The 24180-nt window shown below is 38.3% G+C and carries 31 protein-coding genes; 28 read left to right on the forward strand and 3 right to left on the reverse strand.

From position 1 onward, the window contains the following. Positions 1-4: 4 nt before the first annotated feature. Positions 5-529, reverse strand: a complete 525-nt coding sequence (locus tag B5P42_RS04510) for a DUF2529 domain-containing protein (protein ID WP_113733742.1) — start codon at positions 527-529, stop codon at positions 5-7. Between the two features lie 202 nt (positions 530-731). On the opposite strand from B5P42_RS04510, the gene spo0F reads away from it, so the two are divergent. The 15 genes from spo0F (at position 732) to B5P42_RS04580 (ending at position 14168) form a co-directional block, all read left to right on the forward strand. Continuing rightward, complete coding sequence (spo0F, locus tag B5P42_RS04515; protein WP_000398592.1) at positions 732-1100, forward strand: sporulation initiation phosphotransferase Spo0F; 369 nt, start codon at positions 732-734, stop codon at positions 1098-1100. A gap of 211 nt (positions 1101-1311) precedes the next feature. Then, a complete protein-coding gene (locus B5P42_RS04520; protein ID WP_002016312.1) occupies positions 1312-2169 on the forward strand; it encodes a class II fructose-bisphosphate aldolase in 858 nt (285 codons plus the stop codon). Positions 2170-2516: 347 nt separating this feature from the next. After that, entirely contained in the window at positions 2517-3806 is a 1290-nt protein-coding gene (gene murA / locus B5P42_RS04525) for a UDP-N-acetylglucosamine 1-carboxyvinyltransferase (RefSeq protein WP_002034893.1), read from the forward strand. A gap of 183 nt (positions 3807-3989) precedes the next feature. Next, positions 3990-4955, forward strand: a complete 966-nt coding sequence (gene glpX, locus B5P42_RS04530) for a class II fructose-bisphosphatase (protein WP_002016310.1) — start codon at positions 3990-3992, stop codon at positions 4953-4955. Positions 4956-5336: 381 nt separating this feature from the next. Further along, a complete protein-coding gene (gene rho / locus B5P42_RS04535) occupies positions 5337-6608 on the forward strand; it encodes a transcription termination factor Rho (RefSeq protein ID WP_002016308.1) in 1272 nt (423 codons plus the stop codon). Positions 6609-7056: 448 nt separating this feature from the next. After that, positions 7057-7302: a type B 50S ribosomal protein L31 gene (locus B5P42_RS04540; protein WP_000643447.1), complete on the forward strand. Its 246-nt coding sequence runs from the start codon at positions 7057-7059 to the stop codon at positions 7300-7302. Between the two features lie 110 nt (positions 7303-7412). Next, a complete protein-coding gene (locus tag B5P42_RS04545; RefSeq protein ID WP_002016305.1) occupies positions 7413-7997 on the forward strand; it encodes a thymidine kinase in 585 nt (194 codons plus the stop codon). Positions 7998-8350: 353 nt separating this feature from the next. Next, positions 8351-9418: a peptide chain release factor 1 gene (prfA, locus tag B5P42_RS04550; RefSeq protein ID WP_002113060.1), complete on the forward strand. Its 1068-nt coding sequence runs from the start codon at positions 8351-8353 to the stop codon at positions 9416-9418. Further along, positions 9418-10269: a peptide chain release factor N(5)-glutamine methyltransferase gene (gene prmC, locus B5P42_RS04555; protein ID WP_113733743.1), complete on the forward strand. Its 852-nt coding sequence runs from the start codon at positions 9418-9420 to the stop codon at positions 10267-10269. Before prfA ends, prmC begins: the two co-directional genes overlap by 1 nt. 244 nt (positions 10270-10513) lie before the next feature. Beyond that, positions 10514-11374 carry a stage II sporulation protein R gene (spoIIR, locus tag B5P42_RS04560; protein WP_113733744.1) on the forward strand — a complete coding sequence of 287 codons (861 nt, stop codon included), beginning with the start codon at positions 10514-10516 and terminating at the stop codon, positions 11372-11374. Between the two features lie 49 nt (positions 11375-11423). Further along, on the forward strand, positions 11424-11882 hold the full coding sequence (locus B5P42_RS04565; RefSeq protein WP_002016300.1) for a GNAT family N-acetyltransferase: 459 nt from the start codon (positions 11424-11426) through the stop codon (positions 11880-11882). A gap of 108 nt (positions 11883-11990) precedes the next feature. After that, entirely contained in the window at positions 11991-13031 is a 1041-nt protein-coding gene (locus tag B5P42_RS04570; protein ID WP_002016299.1) for an L-threonylcarbamoyladenylate synthase, read from the forward strand. 77 nt (positions 13032-13108) lie between these two features. Further along, positions 13109-13657, forward strand: coding sequence for a manganese efflux pump MntP (locus B5P42_RS04575; protein WP_002016298.1), 549 nt, complete (start codon positions 13109-13111; stop codon positions 13655-13657). 19 nt (positions 13658-13676) lie between these two features. Beyond that, complete coding sequence (locus B5P42_RS32510; RefSeq protein ID WP_002139014.1) at positions 13677-13808, forward strand: hypothetical protein; 132 nt, start codon at positions 13677-13679, stop codon at positions 13806-13808. 81 nt (positions 13809-13889) lie between these two features. Then, the gene (locus tag B5P42_RS04580; RefSeq protein ID WP_113733745.1) at positions 13890-14168 is read left to right on the forward strand and encodes a DUF3935 domain-containing protein; all 279 of its coding nucleotides are present in this window, start codon (positions 13890-13892) and stop codon (positions 14166-14168) included. A 325-nt stretch (positions 14169-14493) separates the two neighbouring features. Here the strand turns inward: B5P42_RS04580 and B5P42_RS04585 are convergent, their stop codons facing one another. Further along, positions 14494-15105: a flavin reductase family protein gene (locus B5P42_RS04585; RefSeq protein ID WP_002034901.1), complete on the reverse strand. Its 612-nt coding sequence runs from the start codon at positions 15103-15105 to the stop codon at positions 14494-14496. A gap of 161 nt (positions 15106-15266) precedes the next feature. Next, positions 15267-15653 (reverse strand): DoxX family protein, encoded by a 387-nt coding sequence (locus B5P42_RS04590; RefSeq protein WP_002113051.1) that lies wholly within the window; start codon positions 15651-15653, stop codon positions 15267-15269. A 386-nt stretch (positions 15654-16039) separates the two neighbouring features. On the opposite strand from B5P42_RS04590, the gene B5P42_RS04595 reads away from it, so the two are divergent. The 13 genes from B5P42_RS04595 to atpH all read left to right on the forward strand — a co-directional run bounded on the left by B5P42_RS04595 (position 16040) and on the right by atpH (position 24177). Next, the gene (locus tag B5P42_RS04595) at positions 16040-16537 is read left to right on the forward strand and encodes a PTS sugar transporter subunit IIA (RefSeq protein WP_002016294.1); all 498 of its coding nucleotides are present in this window, start codon (positions 16040-16042) and stop codon (positions 16535-16537) included. 311 nt (positions 16538-16848) lie between these two features. Continuing rightward, on the forward strand, positions 16849-17289 hold the full coding sequence (locus B5P42_RS04600) for a low molecular weight protein arginine phosphatase (RefSeq protein ID WP_088031721.1): 441 nt from the start codon (positions 16849-16851) through the stop codon (positions 17287-17289). Positions 17290-17385: 96 nt separating this feature from the next. After that, positions 17386-17829, forward strand: coding sequence for a ribose 5-phosphate isomerase B (gene rpiB / locus B5P42_RS04605; protein WP_000869917.1), 444 nt, complete (start codon positions 17386-17388; stop codon positions 17827-17829). A gap of 66 nt (positions 17830-17895) precedes the next feature. Beyond that, positions 17896-18468 carry a TIGR01440 family protein gene (locus tag B5P42_RS04610; protein WP_002130064.1) on the forward strand — a complete coding sequence of 191 codons (573 nt, stop codon included), beginning with the start codon at positions 17896-17898 and terminating at the stop codon, positions 18466-18468. A 253-nt stretch (positions 18469-18721) separates the two neighbouring features. Further along, entirely contained in the window at positions 18722-19963 is a 1242-nt protein-coding gene (gene glyA / locus B5P42_RS04615) for a serine hydroxymethyltransferase (protein WP_002034906.1), read from the forward strand. A gap of 273 nt (positions 19964-20236) precedes the next feature. Next, on the forward strand, positions 20237-20866 hold the full coding sequence (gene upp / locus B5P42_RS04620) for a uracil phosphoribosyltransferase (protein WP_002034907.1): 630 nt from the start codon (positions 20237-20239) through the stop codon (positions 20864-20866). Between the two features lie 377 nt (positions 20867-21243). Next, positions 21244-21357 carry a DUF4024 domain-containing protein gene (locus tag B5P42_RS04625; RefSeq protein ID WP_000232963.1) on the forward strand — a complete coding sequence of 38 codons (114 nt, stop codon included), beginning with the start codon at positions 21244-21246 and terminating at the stop codon, positions 21355-21357. A gap of 26 nt (positions 21358-21383) precedes the next feature. Further along, positions 21384-21608: an AtpZ/AtpI family protein gene (locus tag B5P42_RS04630; RefSeq protein ID WP_002089742.1), complete on the forward strand. Its 225-nt coding sequence runs from the start codon at positions 21384-21386 to the stop codon at positions 21606-21608. After that, entirely contained in the window at positions 21608-22000 is a 393-nt protein-coding gene (locus tag B5P42_RS04635) for an ATP synthase subunit I (RefSeq protein WP_002016288.1), read from the forward strand. Before B5P42_RS04630 ends, B5P42_RS04635 begins: the two co-directional genes overlap by 1 nt. A 7-nt stretch (positions 22001-22007) precedes the next feature. Beyond that, on the forward strand, positions 22008-22727 hold the full coding sequence (gene atpB / locus B5P42_RS04640) for a F0F1 ATP synthase subunit A (RefSeq protein WP_000399874.1): 720 nt from the start codon (positions 22008-22010) through the stop codon (positions 22725-22727). Positions 22728-22783: 56 nt separating this feature from the next. Continuing rightward, positions 22784-23002 carry a F0F1 ATP synthase subunit C gene (gene atpE / locus B5P42_RS04645; RefSeq protein WP_000052064.1) on the forward strand — a complete coding sequence of 73 codons (219 nt, stop codon included), beginning with the start codon at positions 22784-22786 and terminating at the stop codon, positions 23000-23002. A gap of 129 nt (positions 23003-23131) precedes the next feature. Continuing rightward, positions 23132-23638 carry a F0F1 ATP synthase subunit B gene (gene atpF / locus B5P42_RS04650; protein WP_002016287.1) on the forward strand — a complete coding sequence of 169 codons (507 nt, stop codon included), beginning with the start codon at positions 23132-23134 and terminating at the stop codon, positions 23636-23638. Further along, positions 23635-24177 (forward strand): F0F1 ATP synthase subunit delta, encoded by a 543-nt coding sequence (gene atpH, locus B5P42_RS04655; RefSeq protein ID WP_002130060.1) that lies wholly within the window; start codon positions 23635-23637, stop codon positions 24175-24177. Before atpF ends, atpH begins: the two co-directional genes overlap by 4 nt. Positions 24178-24180 lie beyond the last annotated feature (3 nt).

Consider the following 24180-nt stretch of genomic DNA (forward strand, 5'->3'; position numbering starts at 1 on the left):
TTTTTTAATATTCGTTTAACATTTCATCAATTGTAAATTTCAATCCGTGATAAGCAAATAAAGCTATAATTAAACTTGGGAACCCATAGCGGTTACCTTCATCATCTGGAATAAGACCTTTTAACAGCTTTGTATCAATATGTACATCTGTATATTGTTCCAGTGATTCAACACCTTCTTGAATAGCCGAGATTCCAACGATAGATTGGCCTTCTTCATGAAGTTTTTTCGCGGTTTTTATAATTTCTTCATCTGTCGAAAAACGACTAATAAGAAGTACGCGGTCCGCAGAAGTCACTGCCGCCGGTTCACCGTTTTCTATTAAACGTTTTGCTTGTTTCATTGGTTCGGCGCCAAATAATGCTTCTGAAACAATACCTTCCATTTCGTTTGTACCATGCAAGTAAATGAAGCCATCGCCAACTAACGCCTGGGCAAGTAGACGAGCGCTATCTTCTATATTCATTTCCTCTTTTTGAGAAATTTTGGATAAATATCCACTTAATTGAGTCGAGAAAATTTTTAACATGTTGTTGCTCCTTTCTTTCGTGTTAGCTGGTTCTCATTATAGCTTATTTTTTTTGGAAAGGGGAAATAGTAGGGTGGCATAACAAAATAGGAAACGGTAAAATAAGAAAGAATAGGAAGGGATTTGGCAAAGAGTAGCGAAAATAAACCGATAAGATATAAGAAGCTTTAAATCTTGTACTTACACAGAAAGGTTGGGAGTTATGGAAGGGAAAATTTTAATCGTTGATGATCAATATGGCATTCGTGTTTTATTGCATGAAGTGTTCCAAAAAGAAGGTTATCAGACGTTCCAAGCAGCGAATGGATTTCAAGCTTTAGATATCGTGAAAAAAGATAATCCGGATTTAGTAGTGTTAGATATGAAAATCCCAGGTATGGATGGTATAGAGATTTTAAAACATGTAAAAGAAATTGATGAGAGTATTAAAGTGATTTTAATGACTGCTTATGGAGAATTGGATATGATTCAAGAAGCGAAAGATTTAGGAGCTTTAATGCACTTTGCTAAACCGTTTGATATTGATGAGATTCGTCAAGCAGTGAGAGATCAGCTTGCTGTAGAGGCGTAAAAAATGAATTTTTTATAAAAAATATGGAAAAAAGCGTTTACATGGACTATTGAGCAGGTGAATACAGTTGAGTTTTTGAGTACAAGTTGTTATCCTATTGAGTGTAGAAAGAAGTCCGGTATGTAAATATACATATTTTACCTTATTCTGGTCATACTACCAGCGATAAGAATTTATCGGATACAAAAAACGTTTTTTAGGAGGATTCACCATGCCTTTAGTTTCTATGAAAGAAATGCTAAACACAGCACTAGAAGGAAAATACGCAGTTGGTCAATTCAACATGAACAACTTAGAGTGGACTCAAGCTATCTTAGCTGCTGCGGAAGAAGAAAAATCTCCTGTAATCTTAGGTGTATCTGAGGGTGCAGCTCGTCATATGACTGGTTTCAAAACAGTTGTAGCTATGGTTAAAGCTTTAATCGAAGAAATGAACATTTCTGTTCCTGTAGCGATTCACCTTGACCATGGTTCAAGCTTCGAAAAATGTAAAGAAGCAATTGATGCAGGTTTCACATCTGTAATGATCGACGCTTCTCACCACCCATTCGATGAAAACGTTGAAACTACTAAAAAAGTGGTAGAATACGCACACGCTCGTAACGTATCTGTTGAAGCTGAGCTTGGAACAGTTGGCGGACAAGAAGACGACATCATCGCTGAAGGCGTAATTTACGCTGATCCAGCAGAGTGTAAGCACCTTGTTGAAGCAACAGGTATCGATTGCCTAGCTCCAGCTTTAGGTTCTGTACACGGTCCTTACAAAGGTGAGCCTAACTTAGGATTCGCTGAAATGGAACAAGTTCGTGACTTCACTGGCGTACCTTTAGTATTACACGGTGGTACTGGTATCCCAACTGCTGATATCGTAAAAGCTATTTCTCTAGGTACTTCAAAAATTAACGTAAACACTGAGAACCAAATTGAGTTTACAAAAGCTGTTCGTGAAGCATTAAACAAAGACCAAGAAGTTTACGATCCTCGTAAATATATTGGACCTGGCCGCGACGCTATCAAAGCAACTGTTGCTGGTAAAATGCGTGAGTTCGGTTCTAACGGTAAAGCGTAAGAATAAAATTCCGTTTTGGAAACCGTCTAGTCTTTTAGACGGTTTCCTTTCGTTGTATAATGAAAGCGCGAACAAGTCTAAAGATTTTATAAAGTGAATTTTTGGTTTGCAAATATAGAAAATAATGTGCATAGTCCTATTAATAAATGTGGTAAGTATCTGAATTGAGTAATTTGATTCGATGAATAGTTAATCTTCATCTATTTGTACAGCAGGGGAGCTACAGGTGATGGTTTTCTACTTATTGAGTTTCGGGATGGAAAGAGTGATTGAGATTCTTAAGGGGGAATCTTCTACTTCTTATAAAGAAGTAGAAGATAAATACATTCACAAGAAGGGAGCTCAATATGGAAAAGTTGCTAATTGAAGGCGGAAGAGCTTTAAATGGAACAATTCGTGTGAGTGGTGCAAAGAACAGTGCTGTTGCACTAATTCCAGCGACAATTTTAGCAGATACTCCAGTAACTATTGGCGGTGTTCCTAATATTTCGGACGTGAAAATGTTAGGAGACTTACTAGAGGAAATTGGAGGGAAAGTAACTTATGGGCAGGAAGAAGAGATGGTAGTCGATCCTTCTAACATGGTTGCGATGCCTTTACCAAATGGAAAAGTGAAAAAATTGCGCGCCTCTTATTATTTAATGGGTGCAATGCTTGGCCGTTTTAAAAAAGCTGTTATTGGGCTTCCAGGTGGATGTCATTTAGGGCCACGACCGATTGATCAGCATATTAAAGGGTTTGAAGCGTTAGGGGCATATGTTACAAATGAACAAGGTGCCATTTATTTAAGAGCAGACGAACTACGTGGGGCACGTATTTATTTAGATGTTGTTAGTGTAGGAGCTACAATTAATATTATGCTAGCGGCTGTACGAGCGAAAGGTAGAACTGTTATTGAAAATGCAGCGAAAGAACCAGAGATTATTGATGTAGCTACATTGTTAACGAGTATGGGAGCACGTATTAAAGGTGCTGGTACAGACGTAATCCGAATTGATGGTGTGGATTCACTGCACGGTTGTCACCACACTATTATTCCAGACCGTATTGAAGCTGGTACGTATATGATTTTAGGAGCAGCATCAGGAGGAGAAGTAACAGTTGATAATGTTATTCCTCAGCATTTAGAATCCGTTACTGCGAAGCTAAGAGAAGCTGGTGTTCAAATTGAAACGAACGATGACCAAATTACAGTGAACGGCAATAGAAGGTTAAAAGTAGTTGATGTAAAAACGCTTGTATATCCAGGGTTTCCAACGGATTTACAACAGCCGTTTACAACGCTTTTAACAAAAGCGCATGGAACAGGAGTTGTAACTGATACAATTTACAGCGCACGTTTCAAGCATATTGATGAATTGCGCCGTATGAACGCGCAAATTAAAGTAGAAGGCCGTTCAGCAATTGTGACTGGACCGGTTTTATTGCAAGGTGCGAAGGTGAAAGCGAGTGACCTCCGAGCTGGTGCGTCCCTTGTTATTGCGGGTTTAATGGCAGATGGCATTACAGAAGTAACGGGACTTGATCATATTGATCGAGGTTACGAAAATATAGTAGACAAGCTTAAAGGGCTTGGTGCAAACATTTGGCGAGAACAAATGACAAAGCAAGAAATTGAAGAAATGAAGAATGCATAAAGTGAAACTTTAATCAGTATGGGGTATCCCACGCCGATTATTAACCCTCACCAATCGGGATAAGGTGGTGATACTTCCGTTAATGGGGAGCGAAGAATCACTACTAACGGAAGTACACTTTATAGAAAAACAAGGTTCACAAAATACGGCAGAAATATAAAGACTTAAAGGAGAGGGATTATCGTGGAAAGAAGTTTATCTATGGAGTTAGTACGTGTAACAGAGGCTGCAGCATTATCATCAGCGCGTTGGATGGGGCGCGGAAAAAAAGATGAGGCAGATGGTGCAGCAACATCTGCTATGCGTGATGTATTTGATACAATTCCGATGAAAGGTACAGTTGTAATTGGCGAAGGTGAAATGGATGAAGCGCCAATGCTATATATCGGAGAAAAATTGGGTACAGGATATGGACCACGCGTAGACGTTGCAGTTGATCCTTTAGAAGGGACAAATATCGTAGCGGCTGGCGGCTGGAATGCGCTTGCTGTTATTGCAATTGCAGATCACGGCAATTTGTTACATGCTCCTGACATGTACATGGATAAAATAGCGGTTGGTCCAGAAGCAGTTGGTGCAGTTGATATTGACGCACCTATTATCGACAACTTACGTGCAGTTGCGAAAGCGAAAAATAAAGATATCGAAGATGTTGTAGCGACAGTTTTAAACCGTCCACGTCATCAAGCAATTATCGAAGAAATTCGTAAAGCTGGTGCTCGTATTAAATTAATTAACGATGGAGATGTAGCTGGAGCAATCAATACAGCATTTGACCGTACTGGTGTAGATATTCTATTCGGTTCTGGTGGAGCACCTGAAGGTGTATTAGCTGCGGTCGCATTAAAATGCTTAGGTGGAGAAATTCACGGGAAGCTCTTACCTCAAAACGAAGCTGAACTAGCTCGTTGTAAAAGAATGGGTATTGAAGATATCAATCGTATCCTTCGTATGGAAGACTTAGTAAAAGGTGACGATGCAATCTTTGCAGCAACAGGTGTAACAGACGGAGAACTATTACGAGGCGTTCAATTTAAAGGTAGCGTCGGAACAACACAATCCCTTGTTATGCGTGCAAAATCAGGCACAGTACGCTTCGTAGACGGCCGCCATAGCTTAAATAAAAAACCGAATTTGGTTATTAAATAAAAAGCGTAAGCGGCTCGTTCAGAATGGGAGGGGGATGGAGCTCCTGACGAAGAGGCGCTTTTTGCCTCGCAGGAAGAAGCGAAACCACCGGAGATTCTAGCTGCTGAAGCTGGATTAAATAAAAGCAGAAATGCCTTATCTATTCTGCCTTAAAATCAGGTGAGTAGAAAAAAGAAAGAAATATGAAAAGGCGAAGACAAATTTTCTTGTCTTCGCTTCTTGTATTTGTGTTTCAACGTATTGATTAAAACTAGATAAAAGGGTTACAATAGTGAATATTATCCTACTTGAACTTATTGCCTTTCATTATTATTTATTTGCCTTCCGTATTTTTCCCTTTACCCATGTGAAAAGAGAATAAAGTTAAAGTGTGGTGTCTGAATGAATTTGTCAATTGCAGCATTAGAAAACATGAAATTAAAAGAGTTATACGAGCTTGCGAAGGAATTTAAGATTTCGTATTACAGCAAGTTAACGAAAAAAGAGCTAATCTTCTCTATCTTAAAAGCTCGAGCAGAAAAAGAAGGTTTCTTTTTCATGGAAGGCGTATTAGAAATTATTCAATCAGAAGGATTTGGATTCTTACGTCCTATCAATTATTCTCCAAGCTCAGAAGATATTTATATCTCGGCTTCGCAAATTCGTCGTTTCGATTTACGTAATGGAGATAAGGTTTCTGGTAAAGTACGACCTCCGAAAGAAAATGAGCGCTATTTTGGATTGCTACAAGTTGAAGCTGTAAATGGAGATGATCCAGACTCAGCAAAAGAGCGTGTACATTTCCCTGCATTAACACCGTTATACCCAGATCGCCAAATGAAATTGGAGACGGAAACGAAAAAGTTACCGACACGCATCATGGATTTAATCGCACCAGTTGGATTTGGACAACGTGGTTTAATTGTTGCGCCTCCAAAGGCTGGTAAAACAAGTCTGTTAAAAGAAATTGCACACAGTGTCACAACAAATCATCCGGAAGCAGAATTAATTGTACTTTTAATTGATGAGCGTCCAGAGGAAGTAACAGATATTGAACGTTCTGTTAAAGGTGATGTTGTAAGTTCTACTTTTGATGAAGTGCCAGAGAATCATATTAAAGTAGCGGAGCTTGTATTAGAGCGTGCAATGCGTCTTGTAGAACATAAAAGGGACGTTGTCATTTTAATGGATAGTATTACCCGTTTAGCGCGTGCTTACAACCTTGTTATTCCGCCAAGTGGTAGAACCTTATCGGGTGGTATTGATCCTGCTGCTTTTCATAGACCGAAGCGTTTCTTTGGGGCTGCGCGTAATATCGAAGAGGGCGGTAGCCTAACGATTTTAGCAACAGCGCTTGTTGATACAGGGTCTCGTATGGATGATGTAATTTACGAGGAGTTTAAAGGAACTGGAAATATGGAACTTCACTTAGATCGCTCATTAGCTGAGCGCCGTATCTTCCCAGCGATTGATATTCGTCGCTCTGGTACGCGTAAAGAAGACCTATTAATTCCGAAAGAACATTTAGACAAGCTGTGGGGTATTCGTAAAACAATGCGTGATACACCAGACTTTGTTGAAGGCTTCTTACGTAAACTTCGTCAAACAAAGACAAATGAAGAATTTTTACAAAACATTGTTGCAGACTCAAAAAGGTATGTAACCACTAAGTAAAGGGAAAAGATGGGGACTCGCTTATTTCGTAGTAAGCGAGTTTTTTATGTTTTTAAGGGAATATTAGAGAGAGTAATATATGGAAAAAATTTGTTTTTTAAGATGGAAATCATATTTGGATTGAGAGCTTGAAGTGCCCTACGATTCTGGGCGAGCCGCTTGCGCTTTAAGGTGTATCTAGTTCCAGCTCCAGCGGCTAGAATCTCCGGTCATTTCGCTCTCTCGGTCGAAGCAAAAAGCGCTTCTTGGTCGAGAGCTCCAATGTCCTGCGATTCTGAACGAGCCACTTGCGCTTTTAATTTTTAAAAAGACAAAAACAGGTAGTTGCAAAATGGAGTTAGCCTTGTTATAATTTCATCATATGTGTTTCATCAATATAGTTGTGTAAGCAGCTGAAGATGAAAAACTCTGTTTCGAAAATGATTCAGGGCGGAAGGAGATGAAAAGAATGAAAGCAGGAATCCATCCAAATTACAATAAAGTTGTATTTATGGACACGAACACTGGCTTCAAATTCTTAAGCGGGTCTACAAAAGGCTCTAGCGAAACTGTTGAGTGGGAAGATGGTAACACTTATCCATTACTAAAAATTGAGATCAGTTCTGATTCTCACCCATTCTACACTGGACGTCAGAAGTTTGCTACTGCAGACGGACGTGTTGACCGCTTCAATAAGAAATACGGCATCAAGTAATAAAGAACATAAAACAGGCAAGTGTATGTATTCGCTTGTCTGTTTTTTTTGTGAAAATATTAAACCTTTACCCTACTTTGGATTAGGAAAGTAGATGAAAGGAGAGCTCAATGTACTTAATGAATCAAAATGGTTGGATTGAAGTGATTTGCGGGAGTATGTTTTCTGGTAAATCAGAAGAGCTCATCCGCCGTATACGCCGTACACAATTTGCGAAACAACATGCGATTGTATTTAAACCATGTATTGATAATCGTTATAGTGAAGAAGATGTTGTATCACATAATGGATTAAAGGTTAAAGCAGTTCCTGTTTCAGCTTCAAAAGATATATTTAACCATGTAACAGAAGAAATGGATGTTATTGCAATCGATGAGGTACAATTTTTTGATGGGGACATTGTGGAAGTGGTGCAAGTATTGGCAAATCGTGGCTATCGTGTCATTGTAGCTGGATTAGACCAAGATTTCCGTGGTCTACCATTTGGACAAGTTCCTCAGCTGATGGCGATTGCTGAACATGTAACTAAATTGCAGGCAGTTTGTTCTGAATGTGGATCTCCTGCAAGTCGTACGCAACGTTTAATCGATGGAGAACCAGCGGCATTTGATGATCCAATTATTTTAGTTGGGGCTTCAGAATCGTACGAACCACGTTGTCGTCATTGTCATGCAGTACCTACAAAACAAAGATAAATTAAACTCGCTATGTAGAGCGGGTTTTTTTCGAAAATAGATGAAGATTGGTGGCAAGCTCTTCGTGTCTAAGAACCGCCGCTACTCAAGGTGAAAAGCACCTTTTGTGCGAGAGAACCTTAGCCAGTCAGAGCTTAGCGAGCCGCTTGCGCTTTAAATATTATCTAGCTCCAGCGGCTAGAATCTCCGGCCATTTCACTCTCTCGCTCGAAGCAAAAAGCGCTTCAAGGTCGAGAGTTCCAATGTCCTGCGATCCTGAGCAAGCCGCTTACGCTTTTAAATATAATTTGCGTTTTTTTGATTAAGTACCATATACTATTTGTATTAGATACTAGGATGTAGAGGTGAATGGTGTGTTAGATCGTTTGCAAGCTGTAGAAGATCGTTATGAGAAGTTGAATGAATTGTTAAGTGACCCAGAGGTTATTAGTGATACAAATAAGCTTCGTGAGTATTCAAAAGAGCAATCTGATATTCAGGACACGGTAGAGGTGTACCGTGAGTATAAAGATGTTCGTGAGCAATTACGAGATGCAAAAGCAATGTTAGAAGATAAGTTAGACGCTGATATGCGTGATATGGTAAAAGAAGAGGTTTCTGAATTAGAAGGACAAGAGAAAACATTATCAGAACGTCTGAAAATTTTACTTGTTCCAAAAGACCCTAATGATGATAAAAACGTTATCGTTGAGGTTCGTGGCGCTGCTGGTGGTGACGAGGCAGCTTTATTTGCTGGTGATTTATATCGTATGTATAGCCGTTATGCTGAGGTGCAAGGTTGGAAAACTGAAATTATCGAAGCGAGCTATACAGAGTTAGGTGGATATAAAGAGATTATCTTTATGATTAACGGTAAAGGTGCTTTCGCGAAGCTGAAATTCGAGAATGGTGCTCACCGTGTACAACGTGTTCCTGAAACGGAATCTGGCGGACGTATTCATACATCTACAGCAACTGTAGCTGTACTACCAGAGGCAGAAGAAGTAGAAATTAATATTCATGAAAAAGATGTTCGTGTTGATACGTTTGCTTCTAGTGGTCCTGGTGGACAAAGCGTTAATACAACGATGTCAGCGGTACGTTTAACGCATTTACCGACTGGTGTAGTTGTATCTTGTCAGGATGAGAAATCACAAATTAAGAATAAAGAAAAAGCGATGAAAGTATTACGCGCACGTGTTTATGATAAATTTAGACAAGAAGCGCAAGCTGAGTATGATCAAAACCGTAAACAAGCTGTTGGTACGGGAGATCGTTCAGAGCGTATTCGTACGTATAACTTCCCGCAAAACCGTGTTACAGACCATCGAATCGGTTTAACGATTCAAAAGCTAGATCAAATCCTACAAGGTAAGTTAGATGATTTCATCAATGCCTTAGTGATGGAAGATCAGGCGCAAAAGATGGAGGCAGCTGAGTAATGCGTGTCTATGAAGCCCTGAAATGGGCTTCTTCTTTTTTACAGGAAAATGGACGAGATGAAAATGCGGGAGAAATTGTCCTTTGTCATGTATTAAAGACGAACAGAACCGGAATGCTCATGAATATGCGTGAAGAAATAACTGCGGAACAAGAGAAAAGTTTTGCACAATTTATCCACAAGCACGTAGAAGGTACTCCGATCCAATATATGCTCGGTTATGAAATGTTTTATGGCCGATCATTCTTTGTAAATGAAGAGGTATTGATACCAAGACCGGAAACAGAGGAACTTATAGTTGGGGTGCTAGAGAGAATTGAGCGCCATTTCGGTAATGAGGAGCTTCACATAGCGGATATTGGAACAGGTAGTGGAGCGATTTCTATTACGCTCGCTTTAGAAAATAAAAATCTTCATGTGTATACAGTAGATATCGCGCAGGAGTCGATTGAAGTTGCAAAAGAAAATGCAAAAACTTTAGGGGCGGATGTAACTTTCTATCACGGCGATTTACTGTCTCCGTTTTATGAAACAAGTCAGAAGTTAGATGTTGTTGTTTCCAATCCACCGTACATACCAGAGGAAGATTGGCGTGGTCTTTCTACTGTTGTGAAGGAGCATGAGCCGAAGCGTGCACTTGTTGGTGGTGAAGATGGACTAGATTTCTATCGTCGTTTTATGGAGGAATTACCGAATGTATTACAGAAAAAGGCGATTGTGGCGTTTGAAATTGGTGTAGGGCAAGGTGAAGATGTGAAAGCATTATTACAGCAAACTTTCCCGCGCGCTCAAGTTGAAGTTGTATTTGATATTAATGGAAAAGATCGCATGGTATTTGCAGAGATAGAGTAAGGTATAAGCCTTACTCTATTTTTTGTATGAAAAATTCGTAACTACTCAGCCATACTTTCTATTTAGAAGTTTGGTAAGGAGTATTATTCCAGAGAAAATACGTACCTTATTACCTATACATAGCCAGTTCCTCTCGCCAATTAAAAAAATGCTTTTCTATCGGTTTTTTATATAGATTTTGAATTTAATAGTTTAGAAAGATGAAAGTCTGTCCACACTGTTTCTAGAGGGGACGGTGGAGGAAATGAAAAAACAAGTTATTGCTTATTTTCTTTTATTATTAATTGGTGCACAGTTACTTGTGCAGTTTGGATATATGAAAGCTGATGCAAAAGGGCCTACTGTTATTCCGAAAGAGGCCGTTCGATTACGTATTTTAGCTAATAGTGATTCCGATAAAGATCAGGCGTTAAAGCGTAAAGTACGCGATGAAGTAAAAGTGCAAATTGATGGATGGGTAGCGGATTTAACGTCATTTGAAGAAGCTCGAAAAGTAATTCAAAATCATATTCCTGAAATTGAAAAGACAGTGGCAAATACACTGAAAAGAGAAGGAAGTAAAGAGGCGTTTCAAGTGAAATTCGGTAAGAATGTGAAATTTCCTACAAAGGTATATGGGAATTTTATTTATCCAGCAGGAGAATATGAAGCGGTACTTATTACAATTGGAAAAGGTGAAGGTGCAAACTGGTGGTGTGTATTATTTCCACCGATGTGTTTCTTAGATTTTTCAAGTGGTACAGCTGTAAGGAAAGAAGAACATGTTGTGAAAGCTGAATCTCCTGAAGAGGAGCAGGTGAGACAATTAGATGAGGAAGTAGTGGATGTACCGGAGAAGAAAGAGGATAAGGTGAAAGAAAAGAAAGTAGTAAAGCCGGAAAAAGCTGAAAAAGTAACAGCACAGGAAAAGAAAGTAGTAAAACACGAAACACAAGTAGAAGAACAGCCTGTAAAAAAAGTAGAAACAAAAACTGTGGAAAAAGTGGAGAAACCTGTGGAGCAAAAACAAGAAAAGCAAAATGAGTATGTAACAGTAGAAGAGGAAGAGAAACCAGAGGTTAAATTATTTATCGTCGAAGCTTTTACATCTTTATTCTCTAAATAGTGCTATTAATAAATCCTTCCTCATATATATCAATGAGGAGGGATTTATTATGAAGAACGTGTATTTTGCTACGAAAGCAGATGTAGAAAGATTACATTCTTTTTTCGGACAAGCTAATAAAAAAGATGATAAAATAAATGAGTTGTACGCACAATTTATGATCTTGGAAGAGGCGGGAGAAATACGAGCGGTAATTGGATATGAACAAAGTGGAGAAAATGCACTTATCCGTTCTTGTTTATTCACACCTAATGTGGATAAACAGACTTTCTTATATTTTTTCGAGATGTTTTTGCAGTATATGAAAGAAAAAGATATTCGACAATTGTACTTACTCACAAATCATCCACAATCTGTGACCATCTTTCAGTTTTTTAACTTTGTCATTATAGAGAAAGAGGAAGTGCCAGAGGAAATTCGACAGTTAGAACACTTTTGTAAAAATATAAAAGAGCTAAATGCAATAATACTAAATTGTCAGCTATTCACAAAGTTATCCACGGATTAACAAGGTTTATCCACATTTTGTGGATAAACCTTGTTTGTCTTTTGGATAAATCTCATAGTAAACTAAAAATAGACAAGTATTTCATGGTAGAAAAGGACGTGGGAAAAAATGCATACAAATATGTGGGTTGTGGATAATGTTGTGGAAAGAAAAAAATATTATCCACAATTAAAAGAAGCAGCGAGATTATTAAGAGAAAATGAAGCGGTGGCCTTCCCAACGGAAACGGTATATGGGTTAGGAGCAAACGCAATGGATGATGAAGCGATAGCGAAAATTTTTGAAGCGAAAGGGAGACCGAGCGATAATCCACTGATTGTCCACATAGGAACAAAATCTCAGTTAGATGGTATCGTAAGAGAAATTCCGCCGGTTGCAGAAAAGTTAATGGAGCATTTTTGGCCAGGACCATTAACAATCATTTTACCGAGAAAAAAAGGGATTTCAGAGAGGGTTACGGCAGGACTTAATACAGTCGGAGTGAGGATGCCGGATCATCCAGTAGCGCTCGCCCTTATTGAAGAGGCAAACGTGCCTGTTGCGGCACCGAGTGCGAATCGTTCAGGACGCCCAAGTCCAACGTTAGCTTCTCATGTGTATGAAGATTTAAATGGGAAAATTGCTGGTATTGTTGATGGCGGGGCAACAGGAGTAGGCGTTGAATCAACTGTAATTGATTGTACGAGCGAGGTTCCGACGATTTTACGTCCAGGTGGGATTACGAAGGAGCAATTAGAGGCCGTGATAGGAAATGTTTCTTTAGATCCAGCTTTAAAGGATGAGAAAGAAAAACCAAAATCACCTGGAATGAAATATACACATTATGCACCGAAAGCGCCACTTAGTATTGTTGAAGGGTCCCGTGAGTTTATTCAACGTATTGTGGATGAGAAAAAGAAAGAAGGGTTTAAAGTAGGTGTATTAACGACAGAAGAGTATCAGCATGTGTATAGTGCAGATGTTGTATTGTCTTGTGGTGTGCGAAGCGATTTAGCCAGCGTTGCGACTAAGTTATATGATGTGCTTAGAACGTTTGATGCAAGTGAAGTAGATGTTATTTTTAGTGAATCATTCCCGAATGAAGGCATAGGAAATGCAATTATGAATCGTTTAACAAAAGCTGCGGGACATCAGATTATTATTGAATGATAATGTACCTTTAGCAAACAGAATATTTCTCCTCGGATAAGCATATTGTGAAGTAGCACGTCCGAGGGGGGATATGAATGACACTTGAACAATTAATACCTTTAATAATTATGGCATTTGCCCTGGGGATGGATGCATTTTCAGTGAGCCTCGGTATGGGGATGGTAACATTAAAGTTAAGACAAATCCTTTATATAGGTATGACGATTGGGATATTTCATATTATTATGCCATTTATCGGAATGGTACTAGGACGTTTTCTATCAGAGAGGTATGGGGATGTCGCAAATTTTGCAGGAGCTATTTTATTAATTGGGCTAGGGTTCTATATCGTATATTCGTCTATTTTAGAAGGGGAAGAGACTAGAACTGCTCCAATTGGAATTAGTTTATTTGTATTTGCATTTGGTGTCAGTATAGATAGTTTTTCAGTAGGTCTTAGTCTTGGAATTTACGGAGCAGAGACAATTATTACGATATTATTGTTCGGACTAATAAGTATGCTACTGGCTTGGATGGGTTTATTGCTTGGTAGCCATGCCAAAAATATACTTGGCACATACGGTGAAATAGTAGGTGGTATTATTCTTGTTGGGTTTGGATTGTATCTCCTTTTTCCTATATAATTTTATGTAGGAGGGAATTATGAACAAGCTATTGGAATGGTATGTTAAGCTTTTAACCTTCTTTCCTCGATGGCTAAGAAGACTTATAATATTGGGTGTTATTTTGCAAATTTCGATGTTAGGTTGGATTAAGTTAATTCGTGAATGGTGAGATAGTTCCTTTCTGTGCATAGTTTCGTTTGTACTATATTGATCACACTAAAAAATTACAAATATAGAAAGGATGAGATGAATGACGAGATTGAAGCAAGTTTTTGGTATTATTATTAGTTTTTTTGTTTTTTGGTTCAGTATGCTCGGTGTACAAATGTTTGCTGAGTTTTTAGATATTGAGTCATTGAAGTTTGTTGCAGGAAAATCGGAGGCGGCGCGTACTTTTTATTCTCCGTACCCGTTTTTAATTGTTTTCCTTATTACGTTACTTTCCTTATATTTCTTTGTAATAAAGCTTGGTAGATCTAAAAAAGAGAAATTACCGGCATTAGAGGAGAAGAACGAAGAATTACGATAAAAAATCCCCCGCTTTCAGCGGGGGGTTATGTTTAGGTGATGGAAGTGAACGGGCCCCTTGCGCTTTTAGGGGATATATCCAGTTCCAGTGGCCAGATTCACCTCCTAGGCTCTTGAGTCTAAGAACCTTCCCCACGAGAAGATAAAAAGCATCTTCTGTGAGGAAGAACCTTAGCCACCGGGTCTGGGCAGTCGGTTCCGCTTTTAAATGTATCCAGCTCCAGCGGCTAGAATGGTCGGTGGCTTCGCGCCTTCCTGCGAGGCAAAAAGCGCCTCTACGTCAGGAGCTCCATCCCCCTCTCATTCTGAGCGAGTCGCCTCCACTTTTAGATAGGCCTCACTAATTCAAATTGTTCTCCTAGTTTTGCATAGTTGTGTCCTGCTAGGCGGCTTATTGGTTTTAGTTCTTCGGCGTGAATTCGACCGTTTTCGTATAAGTGTTCAGCGACGTGAAAGCGAACGACGCGGCCGATTAGTAGGTCACAAGCTGGCGAGTCTTCGGTTCCGCCGAGTGGGATAGCGCGTTCTAATATGCACTCCATTCGAATGTTTGCTTCTTTAACTCCTGGTACTGAAATGACATCACTGTCAATCGGTGTTAGTTTTGCTAATTCGATTTCACTTTCATTAGGAGGGAGGTTGGCTGCTGTTTCGTTGATCGCTTCTACGTAAGATTCATCAGAAATATGTACGACAAATTCCCCTTTTTCTATTGCGTTTCTGGAAGTGTCTTTCGGTTTTCCTTCTTTGCGTTGTACTGAAACTGAGATAAGTGGTGGATTGGCAGCGACGATATTGAAATAACTATAGGGCGCACCGTTCAATACACCATCTTTAGTTACAGAAGTAACGAATGCAACAGGACGTGGAATGATACTTCCTGTTAGTAATTTGTAATTATCTTTTTCGGTTTGTTCGTTTGGATTAATGGATAACATGTTGTAATCCCCTTTCTAAATATGAATACTTATTGTTTGTTTACAAGATATCAATGGGAATCTCCTGCTGAAAAAAATATTTTTTTGATGATGTGAAAAAGAGATTACCTCAATTTGAAGTAATCTCTTTTTTGGTAAATATCTCGAAATAGAGATAAATATTAAAGTAAAACGTATGCGCCAGGACCGATTAAAGCTACACCAACTGCAACGGCGATTAAAATTAAATTATATTCAAATCCGTCTTGTGTTACCCAGTAACCATTTTTTCCGTGAACAGTGAAGATTGCCATTAACATTGTTCCAACGATAAATAATGAACCAATTACAGTGAAAATACCTGCTGCAAATAAGAAACCACCTAATAATTCAGTTGCGCCAGCCATAAATGCCATGAATACACCAGGGCGTAACCCGATTGATTCCATCCAGCCACCTGTTCCTTTTAAGCCATAACCGCCGAACCAACCGAATAATTTTTGAGCGCCATGACCCATGAATGTAATACCTATAATAAGACGAATAATAAGAAGACCGATATCCATCATTTAAAAAACCTCCTAAAAGTTATTAACTTATCTTATGTAAGTAATAATAAAATAGTTACTTACTTTAGTCAAGTGGATTTTGAAAAAAGTTTGAAATTAATTTTACAAATTAACAACAAAAAATAAAATGTAGTAAAGACCTCTAGACAAGCAAGTGAAAAAAAGAGAAAATATAAGTAGAAGTTAACTTCTTATTGTTATTCAGACAATCAGAATTGACTGGAATTTTGTGAGGCGCTACAATAAGAGTCTAGTAGTAATGACATGATTTATTTCGAAAGCGTTTTTACAGTATAACATTCGAAGTATGAAGTCTTACGTGTATTTCGATCTTGAATAGAGATTGCCCTATAAACTTTTAGGTAAATTATAAGGAGGACTATCCTATGTTTAAAAAATTATTCGGTTTTGGTTCAAAAACAAATGAAGAAACAATCGTAGCTCCATTAACTGGAGCAGTGAAAAATATTGAAGAAGTACCAGATCCAGTATTCGCTGGTCGTATGATGGGTGACGGTGTTGCGATCGATCCTACTGAAGGTGTAGTTGTATCTCCAGTTGATGGTGAAATCGTACAATTATTCCACACGAAACATGCTATTGGAATTAAAGCGAAAAACGGTACAGAAATTTTAATCCACGTTGGATTAGAAACTGTAAAAATGGAAGGTGAAGGTTTCGAAGCTCACGTTTCTGAAGGACAAGCTGTAAAAGCTGGAGATAAATTAATCTCATTTGACTTAGAATTAATTCGTGAAAAAGCGAAAAGCACAATTACTCCAATCGTTATTACAAACACAGATGCAGCTGAGTCTATTAAGACAACTGTAGGTGTAACAGCTACAAAAGGTTCAACAGAAGTAATGAAAGTTACAATGAAATAATTATTTGATAGAAGGAATCCGTTTCATATGAAATGGATTCCTTATTTTGTTTCGTAGTGTGTTCGTTATGTATGGTAAAATACTTTGGGCACTTGGAAATAGGGTTTCATATATGTGGATAAGGCGCATTTTTCTTAGAAAAAATATAAGAGAAATGCGCCTTTCGTATATTCACATTTCTTTTGTTCTATTCTAATGTACGCTATGATAAAGTGAAACTTTAATCAGCGGAGGGTGTTCATCCCCCGCTGATTATTAGCCTTCACCAATCGGGATAAATGTAGGAAACAGAAAAAAAGGGGTGGGTTTAGATGAAACGGGTGTTATTTGTTTGCACTGGAAATACATGCCGTAGTCCGATGGCTGAGGCTTTGCTTCGTCATTATGGAGAAGGTAAATTTGAAGTGCAATCTGCTGGTGTCTTCGCCTATCCTGGAAGCGATGTGTCGATACATGCAAAGGAAGCTTTAGCTGAAAAAGGAATTGTAATCGATCATGCCGCGCAGCAGGTAAACGATACTTTGGTTGATTGGGCGGATATTGTAGTAACAATGACGGAAAACCATAAGCAAATTGTACTTGGGTATTATCCGAGCGTGGAAAAGAAATTGGATACATTATATGGATTAACTAAGGGTGTAAGTAAGGATATTTCAGATCCATTTGGCGGATCGCTTTCTATTTATAAAGAAACGTTAGAGGAGATGGAAAAACTTGTACAAACTTTACTGAAAAAACATTCAGAAGGTTGATGTTTCGTGTATAATACGATATTGGGGATCACTTTGTTCCATTAAGGTAGCGAGTGTGAAATGAAGATAATTGATTGAAACTTCGGAGGGGTAAAAATGAAAGTAGTAGTAGCATCTGATCACGGCGGTATGAATATCCGTAAAGAACTTGTAAGTTTATTAGAAGAGTTAAATATTGAATATATTGATTTAGGTTGTGAATGTGAAGCTGGTTCTGTTGATTACCCTGATTTTGCGTTTCCAGCAGCAGAAATGGTCGCGAATGGTGAAGTGGATCGTGGTATTTTAGTTTGCGGGACAGGCATTGGTATGTCAATCGCAGCAAACAAAGTAAATGGTATTCGTTGTGCATTAGTTCATGATACTTTCAGTGCGAAAGCGACGAGAGAGCATAATGACACTAACATGTTAGCGATGGGCGAGCGTGTAATTGGAGCTGGTCTAGCGCGTGATATCGCGAAAATTTGGCTAACAACTGACTATGAAGGTGGCCGTCACGAAAACCGAGTAGGAAAAATTAAAACGTACGAAACAAAGTAATAGATTCTAACTATAAGTAGTATGAAATATAATTTGGTGAACCAACCTGTGAAAGGAAGAGGCGTAATGACAGAAATCGTAAAGGTAAGAGAACAGCTACAAATGTCGCTTTCTGATTTCCAAGAACAAGCCACGCTGCAAAGTGGTCAAATTTTTGTAGTGGGGTGTAGCACGAGCGAAGTGCTAGGTGAAAGAATTGGAACATCAGGAACGATGGAAGTGGCAGAGGCGATTTTTTCTGAGTTAAAACAATTTCAAGAGAGAACAGGTATTGAATTGGCGTTTCAATGTTGTGAGCATTTAAATCGTGCTTTAGTAGTTGAGAGAGATGTAGCGATGAAATATCAATTTGAAATTGTAACAGTTACGCCTGTTAGATCAGCAGGTGGTGCATTAGCGACGTATGCGTATCACAATTTTAAAGATCCGGTAGTAATTGAGTTTATTAAAGCAGATGCAGGAATGGATATCGGCGATACATTTATCGGTATGCATTTAAAGCATGTAGCTGTACCGGTTCGTACAAGTGTGAAGGAAATAGGAAGTGCGCATGTAACGATGGCGAAAACACGTGGGAAACTAATAGGTGGAGCACGTGCCGTTTATGCGGCAAATGAAGAAGCTATTCCTTGCCGTTAAACATGAAAAATTATAAAGTCTTATAACAGCTGTATATCGAAAGGTAAAAGGTATGTAGTCTGACCTTATAATAGAAGAAAGAAAAGACCAATTTTGGTCTTTTTTTTTCTTTTATGATATAGAAAGTCATGTTAGAATGTAGTTGAAAACATGAAGGTTCGAAAGAATTACAACCTGAATTTTCGTTTTTTCTGAATAAATGAGAAAAAACTATTGGGAATTGATGTAATTCGTTCAGAAAAGGGGGATTTTGGTGAATCATTTAAAACGTCAAGATGAAAAGGTATTTGCTGCAATTGAGGCAGAACTAGGAAGACAGCGTTCAAAGATCGAGTTAATTGCTTCGGAAAACTTCGTAAGTGAAGCAGTAATGGAGGCGCAAGGTTCTGTTCTAACGAATAAGTATGCTGAAGGATATCCTGGAAAACGTTACTATGGTGGTTGTGAACACGTAGACGTAGTAGAAGATATCGCACGTGATCGCGCGAAAGAAATTTTTGGCGCAGAGCATGTAAATGTTCAACCACATTCTGGTGCACAAGCGAACATGGCAGTATACTTCACGATTTTAGAGCAAGGCGATACAGTACTTGGCATGAATTTATCTCATGGTGGTCACTTAACACACGGAAGCCCTGTTAACTTCAGTGGAGTACAATATAATTTCGTAGAATATGGCGTGGATGCTGAATCTCACCGTATTAATTACGATGATGTATTAGCAAAAGCGAAAGAACATAAACCAAAATTAATCGTTGCAGGTGCAAGTGCATATCCTCGTGTTATCGATTTCAAACGATTCCGTGAGATTGCAGATGAAGTGGGCGCGTACTTAATGGTTGATATGGCACATATCGCCGGTTTAGTAGCAGCTGGTTTACATCCAAATCCAGTACCACATGCACATTTTGTTACAACAACAACACATAAAACATTACGTGGCCCACGTGGCGGTATGATTTTATGTGAAGAGCAATTTGCAAAACAAATTGATAAATCAATCTTCCCTGGTATTCAAGGTGGCCCACTTATGCATGTAATTGCTGCAAAAGCTGTTGCATTTGGTGAGACACTACAAGATGAGTTTAAAACATATGCACAAAATATCATTAATAATGCGAATCGTTTAGCTGAAGGCCTTCAAAAGGAAGGACTTACACTTGTTTCTGGTGGAACAGACAATCATTTAATCTTAATTGATGTTCGTAACTTGGAAATTACAGGTAAAGTAGCAGAGCACGTATTAGATGAAGTTGGTATTACAGTGAATAAAAATACGATTCCATTTGAAACAGCAAGTCCATTTGTAACAAGCGGTGTACGTATCGGTACAGCGGCGGTAACATCACGTGATTTCGGTTTAGAAGAAATGGATGAGATTGCAGCAATTATTGCTCATACATTAAAAAATCATGAGAATGAAGCTGAACTAGAAGAAGCGCGCAAACGTGTAGAAGCGTTAACGAGCAAATTCCCAATGTATACAAATCTATAATAGATTAAAAAAGACTGCTGAAACGTAATTGTTTTAGTAGTCTTTTTTTGTGGACATATATTGTTTTTAAAGTATGTATACAAATGATGAATAAATTTTGGCGATATAATGAAGGATACAGCTCCCATAATTGGTAAAGATACTAGATAGATTCATCGTAAAATCATGATTTTACCAAATTTGCCCTTGAATATTAGTAGCGTTTTCTTTACAATCGTAAATAGTGTAAAGAAGCGTGTAAACGCATGAATATCATCTAAAGGAGAGATTCACATGGGAAAACTGTATGTATTTGATCACCCGTTAATTCAACATAAGATTACATATATTCGCGATAAGAATACAGGTACGAAAGATTTTCGTGAATTAGTGGACGAAGTAGCAAGCTTAATGGCTTTCGAGATTACTCGTGACCTTCCACTTGAAGACATTGAAATTGAAACACCTGTAAGCAAAGCGACAACAAAAGTGATCGCTGGTAAAAAACTTGGTTTAATTCCGATTTTACGTGCAGGTTTAGGAATGGTTGATGGAATTCTGAAATTAATTCCAGCAGCAAAAGTAGGACACGTTGGCTTATACCGTGACCCTGAAACATTGCAACCGGTAGAATACTATGTGAAACTTCCAACGGATGTAGAAGAGCGTGACTTTATCGTACTAGATCCGATGCTAGCAACAGGTGGTTCTGCGGCTGAAGCAATTAATTCTCTGAAAAAGCGCGGTGCAAAGCAAATTAAATTAATGTGTATCGTAGCTGCTCCAGAAGGAGTAAAAGTAGTGCAGGAAGAGCATCCTGATGTTGATATTTATGTAGCGGCATTAGATGAGAAGTTAAATGACCATGGTTATGTAGTTCCAGGTCTTGGTGATGCTGGTGACCGTTTATTCGGAACGAAGTAAGACAACAGACGAGAGGGGGATTCCCCGCTCGTTTTTTTTTTTCGCCCTCAGCGCACGGGGGAGGGGGAGATAAATATACAGGGTATATACAACATAAGTTATATACACATCACATATAATATAGAAGTCTTACGTCTCGGGGACACTATATTATGGAAGGAAAGCGCTATATCTTAAAAATATAATAGTGACAAACTTGTGAACATTTTCTTCTATTATAAAGAGAAAACTGTTAGAAATTGCATATCTCTAACCAGTATTTAGAAGGGGAACGTTTTCATTTTTGGGAGGAAATGCCTAATACTCAAATTTTTTGATTTTTTACGATTTCTCGTTGACACTATTAATACCCTATTGTATGCTAACAACGGGGATAGATGGTAGGGCTTTCAGTGACAAAAATGCATCTATTCCGTGACGAAAATGTAAACTTTTTATTTTGTATAGAATTTATGCAGAAAAATGAGTTATTATTAACACATCGTGAATGAGGGTTACATATTGGAGGGATGAATCCTTGCAAAAAAACGATCGCAGCCATATAAAAGCGTATGCTTTAATGTCAGGAATACTTGCTCAGTTAGTTGGTTCTATTCTTATCGGAATCTTTGGTGGGCAATGGATTGATAATAAGGTTGGAACGTTTCCGTTGTTTCTTATTATAGGGTTATTACTCGGGTTAGGAACAGGGGTATACGCAATGATTCGACTCATTCAACATTACTATTCGGGAGAGCAATGATGATAGACGTACATGGACTTGTCCAACGACAAAAGAAATATATGTACTACTTGCTTGCGCTTCTAGTGCTAGGATGGGGAATTACCTCTTACAAGGATGTATTTCTTGGGCTGATTATCGGAACGATTTTCAGTTTTCTTAGTTTGCGCATCATTGCACGTAGAACAGACAAGCTATTAGATCGCGTAACAAATGGAGAAAACGTGAAGTTTAAGGCGACAGCGGTAAGTACATATTCAAGATTCGCCACGATTGGGTTATTAATTTTATTTGCAGCCAAATATCAAGAGTTAATTGCGATGTGGGGCTTAGGTGTAGGATTGCTGACAGGATACCTTGTCATGATCATAGATTTTCTTTATTTAGAGTATACGAGCAGGGAAGAGAGGTGAATTACTAGTGGAACACGGTAAATTAGTTGAATTTCTAGGTTTAACGTTCGATTTGTCATCAGTTATGATGGTTACTGTAGCAGCAGTTATTGTTTTCTTAATCGCTGTTATCGGAACTCGCAGCTTAGCGCTTCGCCCAACCGGGATGCAAAATTTCATGGAATGGGTGTTTGACTTCGTGAAAGGGATTATCAATAGTACGATGGATTGGAAAACAGGTGGACGTTTCTTAACGCTTGGCGTTACGCTTATCATGTTTATCATCGTATCGAACTTCCTTGGTTTACCATTCATGTATTCAACAGTTGAGGCTGGCGAACATATTGCATGGTGGAGATCACCAACGTCTGATCCAGCAGTTGCATTAACATTAGCCGTGATGGTAGTTACCCTCACCCATTATTATGGAATTAAGATGAAGGGTACGAAAGAATATGTTAAAGGTTATTTCCAACCTATGAAATTCTTATTCCCATTAAAGGTTATTGAGGAGTTTGCTAACACATTAACGTTAGGTCTTCGTTTATTTGGTAACATTTACGCAGGTGAAATCTTATTAGGATTACTTGCTAAGTTAGGCGGGGCATCATTCTTAGGAGCATTAGGTGCACTTGTACCGATGTTAGCATGGATGGGATTCAGCGTATTCGTTGGTTCAATCCAGTCATTTATTTTCGTAATGTTAACGATGGTTTATATGGCTCATAAAGTAAGCCATGACCATTAATATAATTTAAGTAAGAAAAAATTTATTTTTTTATAATACAAAGGAGGACAAATTAAATGAGTTTAGGTGTAATCGCAGCTGCAATTGCAATTGGTTTATCAGCATTAGGTGCAGGTATTGGTAACGGTCTTATCGTATCACGTACAATCGAAGGTGTTGCTCGTCAACCAGAATTAAAAGGCGCACTTCAAACAATTATGTTCATCGGGGTTGCATTAGTTGAGGCACTTCCAATTATCGGTGTAGTTATTGCTTTCATCGTAATGAACAAATAAGGGAGACTCCCCTTACATAGATGGCGAAGAGTGTTTTTCCGAACTTTCTTCGCCATTGCTTTATGAACGAAACGTATGTCTTTTTTTTTCATATGATCAATTTAGATATTTTGAAGGGAGTGAATCCTTGTGCCAACTTTATTATTAGGGGCTTCCATTCCATTTGGAACGATTGCTTATACATTGTTCATTTTCTTACTTCTATTAGTAATGCTACGCAAATTCGCGTGGGGTCCTTTAATGGGAATTATGAAAGAACGTGAAGAGCATGTTACTAATGAAATCGACGCTGCAGAAAGAAGTAATGCTGAAGCGAAGAAATTAGTAGAAGAACAACGTGAAATGTTAAAACAATCGCGTGTTGAAGCACAAGAGTTAATCGAAAGAGCGAAGAAACAAGCTGTAGATCAAAAGGATGTTATTGTTGCTGCTGCGAAAGAAGAAGCAGAATCAATTAAAACATCTGCTGTACAAGAAATTCAACGCGAAAAAGAGCAAGCGATTGCTGCTTTACAAGAACAAGTTGCTTCTTTATCTGTTCATATTGCTTCTAAAGTAATTGAAAAAGAATTAAAAGAAGAAGATCAAGTGAAGTTAATTCGCGATTATATTAAAGAAGTAGGAGAAGCGCGATGAGCAATGGGATTGTAGCAAAACGTTATGCTGTCGCTCTTTTCAAAATTGCAAAAGAAAAACACGTATTAGAAATGTTTGAAGAGGAATTACGCCTTGTACAAAACGTTTTTACAAAGAACGGAGAACTACATAGCTTTTTAACGCAACCGAACATTTCAAAAGAGCAGAAGAAAACGTTTCTTGCAAACGTATTCGCATCTGTTTCTGAATCTATTTTAAATACGTTATATATTTTAATTGATAACAAGCGTATTGATATCCTACCTGAAATTGCAAATGAATATGTTGTTCTTGCTAATGAAGAACGTAACGTAGCGGATGCAACTGTATATTCTATTCGTCTTCTATCGGAAGAAGAAAAACTTAACATTGCAGAAGCATTTGCAAAAAAAACAGGAAAAGATGCAATTCGCGTGAAAAATGTTGTGGATGAAGATTTACTAGGCGGCATTAAAGTACGTATTGGAAATCGCATTTACGACGGAAGCTTACAAGGAAAATTAGCACGTATTCAGCGTGAATTAATGAAGAATAGATAGGGG

Origin of the sequence: Bacillus sp. SRB_331 (assembly GCF_003264175.1) — a bacterium.
Classification (GTDB): Bacteria; Bacillota; Bacilli; order Bacillales; family Bacillaceae_G; genus Bacillus_A; species Bacillus_A mycoides.

Coding starts and splice junctions, on each gene's coding strand:
- B5P42_RS04595 (WP_002016294.1), top strand. CDS start 16,040: ATGTTTAAAAAATTATTCGGTTTTGGTTCAAAAACAAATGAAGAAACA.
- rpiB (WP_000869917.1), top strand. CDS start 17,386: ATGAAAGTAGTAGTAGCATCTGATCACGGCGGTATGAATATCCGTAAA.
- B5P42_RS04570 (WP_002016299.1), top strand. CDS start 11,991: ATGCATACAAATATGTGGGTTGTGGATAATGTTGTGGAAAGAAAAAAA.
- B5P42_RS32510 (WP_002139014.1), top strand. CDS start 13,677: ATGAACAAGCTATTGGAATGGTATGTTAAGCTTTTAACCTTCTTTCCT.
- upp (WP_002034907.1), top strand. CDS start 20,237: ATGGGAAAACTGTATGTATTTGATCACCCGTTAATTCAACATAAGATT.
- B5P42_RS04590 (WP_002113051.1), bottom strand. CDS start 15,653: ATGATGGATATCGGTCTTCTTATTATTCGTCTTATTATAGGTATTACA.
- atpH (WP_002130060.1), top strand. CDS start 23,635: ATGAGCAATGGGATTGTAGCAAAACGTTATGCTGTCGCTCTTTTCAAA.
- B5P42_RS04625 (WP_000232963.1), top strand. CDS start 21,244: ATGGTAGGGCTTTCAGTGACAAAAATGCATCTATTCCGTGACGAAAAT.
- B5P42_RS04520 (WP_002016312.1), top strand. CDS start 1,312: ATGCCTTTAGTTTCTATGAAAGAAATGCTAAACACAGCACTAGAAGGA.
- atpE (WP_000052064.1), top strand. CDS start 22,784: ATGAGTTTAGGTGTAATCGCAGCTGCAATTGCAATTGGTTTATCAGCA.
- spoIIR (WP_113733744.1), top strand. CDS start 10,514: ATGAAAAAACAAGTTATTGCTTATTTTCTTTTATTATTAATTGGTGCA.
- B5P42_RS04635 (WP_002016288.1), top strand. CDS start 21,608: ATGATAGACGTACATGGACTTGTCCAACGACAAAAGAAATATATGTAC.
- B5P42_RS04545 (WP_002016305.1), top strand. CDS start 7,413: ATGTACTTAATGAATCAAAATGGTTGGATTGAAGTGATTTGCGGGAGT.
- B5P42_RS04540 (WP_000643447.1), top strand. CDS start 7,057: ATGAAAGCAGGAATCCATCCAAATTACAATAAAGTTGTATTTATGGAC.
- B5P42_RS04585 (WP_002034901.1), bottom strand. CDS start 15,105: ATGTTATCCATTAATCCAAACGAACAAACCGAAAAAGATAATTACAAA.
- B5P42_RS04580 (WP_113733745.1), top strand. CDS start 13,890: ATGACGAGATTGAAGCAAGTTTTTGGTATTATTATTAGTTTTTTTGTT.
- B5P42_RS04600 (WP_088031721.1), top strand. CDS start 16,849: ATGAAACGGGTGTTATTTGTTTGCACTGGAAATACATGCCGTAGTCCG.
- B5P42_RS04610 (WP_002130064.1), top strand. CDS start 17,896: ATGACAGAAATCGTAAAGGTAAGAGAACAGCTACAAATGTCGCTTTCT.
- spo0F (WP_000398592.1), top strand. CDS start 732: ATGGAAGGGAAAATTTTAATCGTTGATGATCAATATGGCATTCGTGTT.
- murA (WP_002034893.1), top strand. CDS start 2,517: ATGGAAAAGTTGCTAATTGAAGGCGGAAGAGCTTTAAATGGAACAATT.
- prmC (WP_113733743.1), top strand. CDS start 9,418: ATGCGTGTCTATGAAGCCCTGAAATGGGCTTCTTCTTTTTTACAGGAA.
- B5P42_RS04510 (WP_113733742.1), bottom strand. CDS start 529: ATGTTAAAAATTTTCTCGACTCAATTAAGTGGATATTTATCCAAAATT.
- B5P42_RS04575 (WP_002016298.1), top strand. CDS start 13,109: ATGACACTTGAACAATTAATACCTTTAATAATTATGGCATTTGCCCTG.
- rho (WP_002016308.1), top strand. CDS start 5,337: ATGAATTTGTCAATTGCAGCATTAGAAAACATGAAATTAAAAGAGTTA.
- B5P42_RS04565 (WP_002016300.1), top strand. CDS start 11,424: ATGAAGAACGTGTATTTTGCTACGAAAGCAGATGTAGAAAGATTACAT.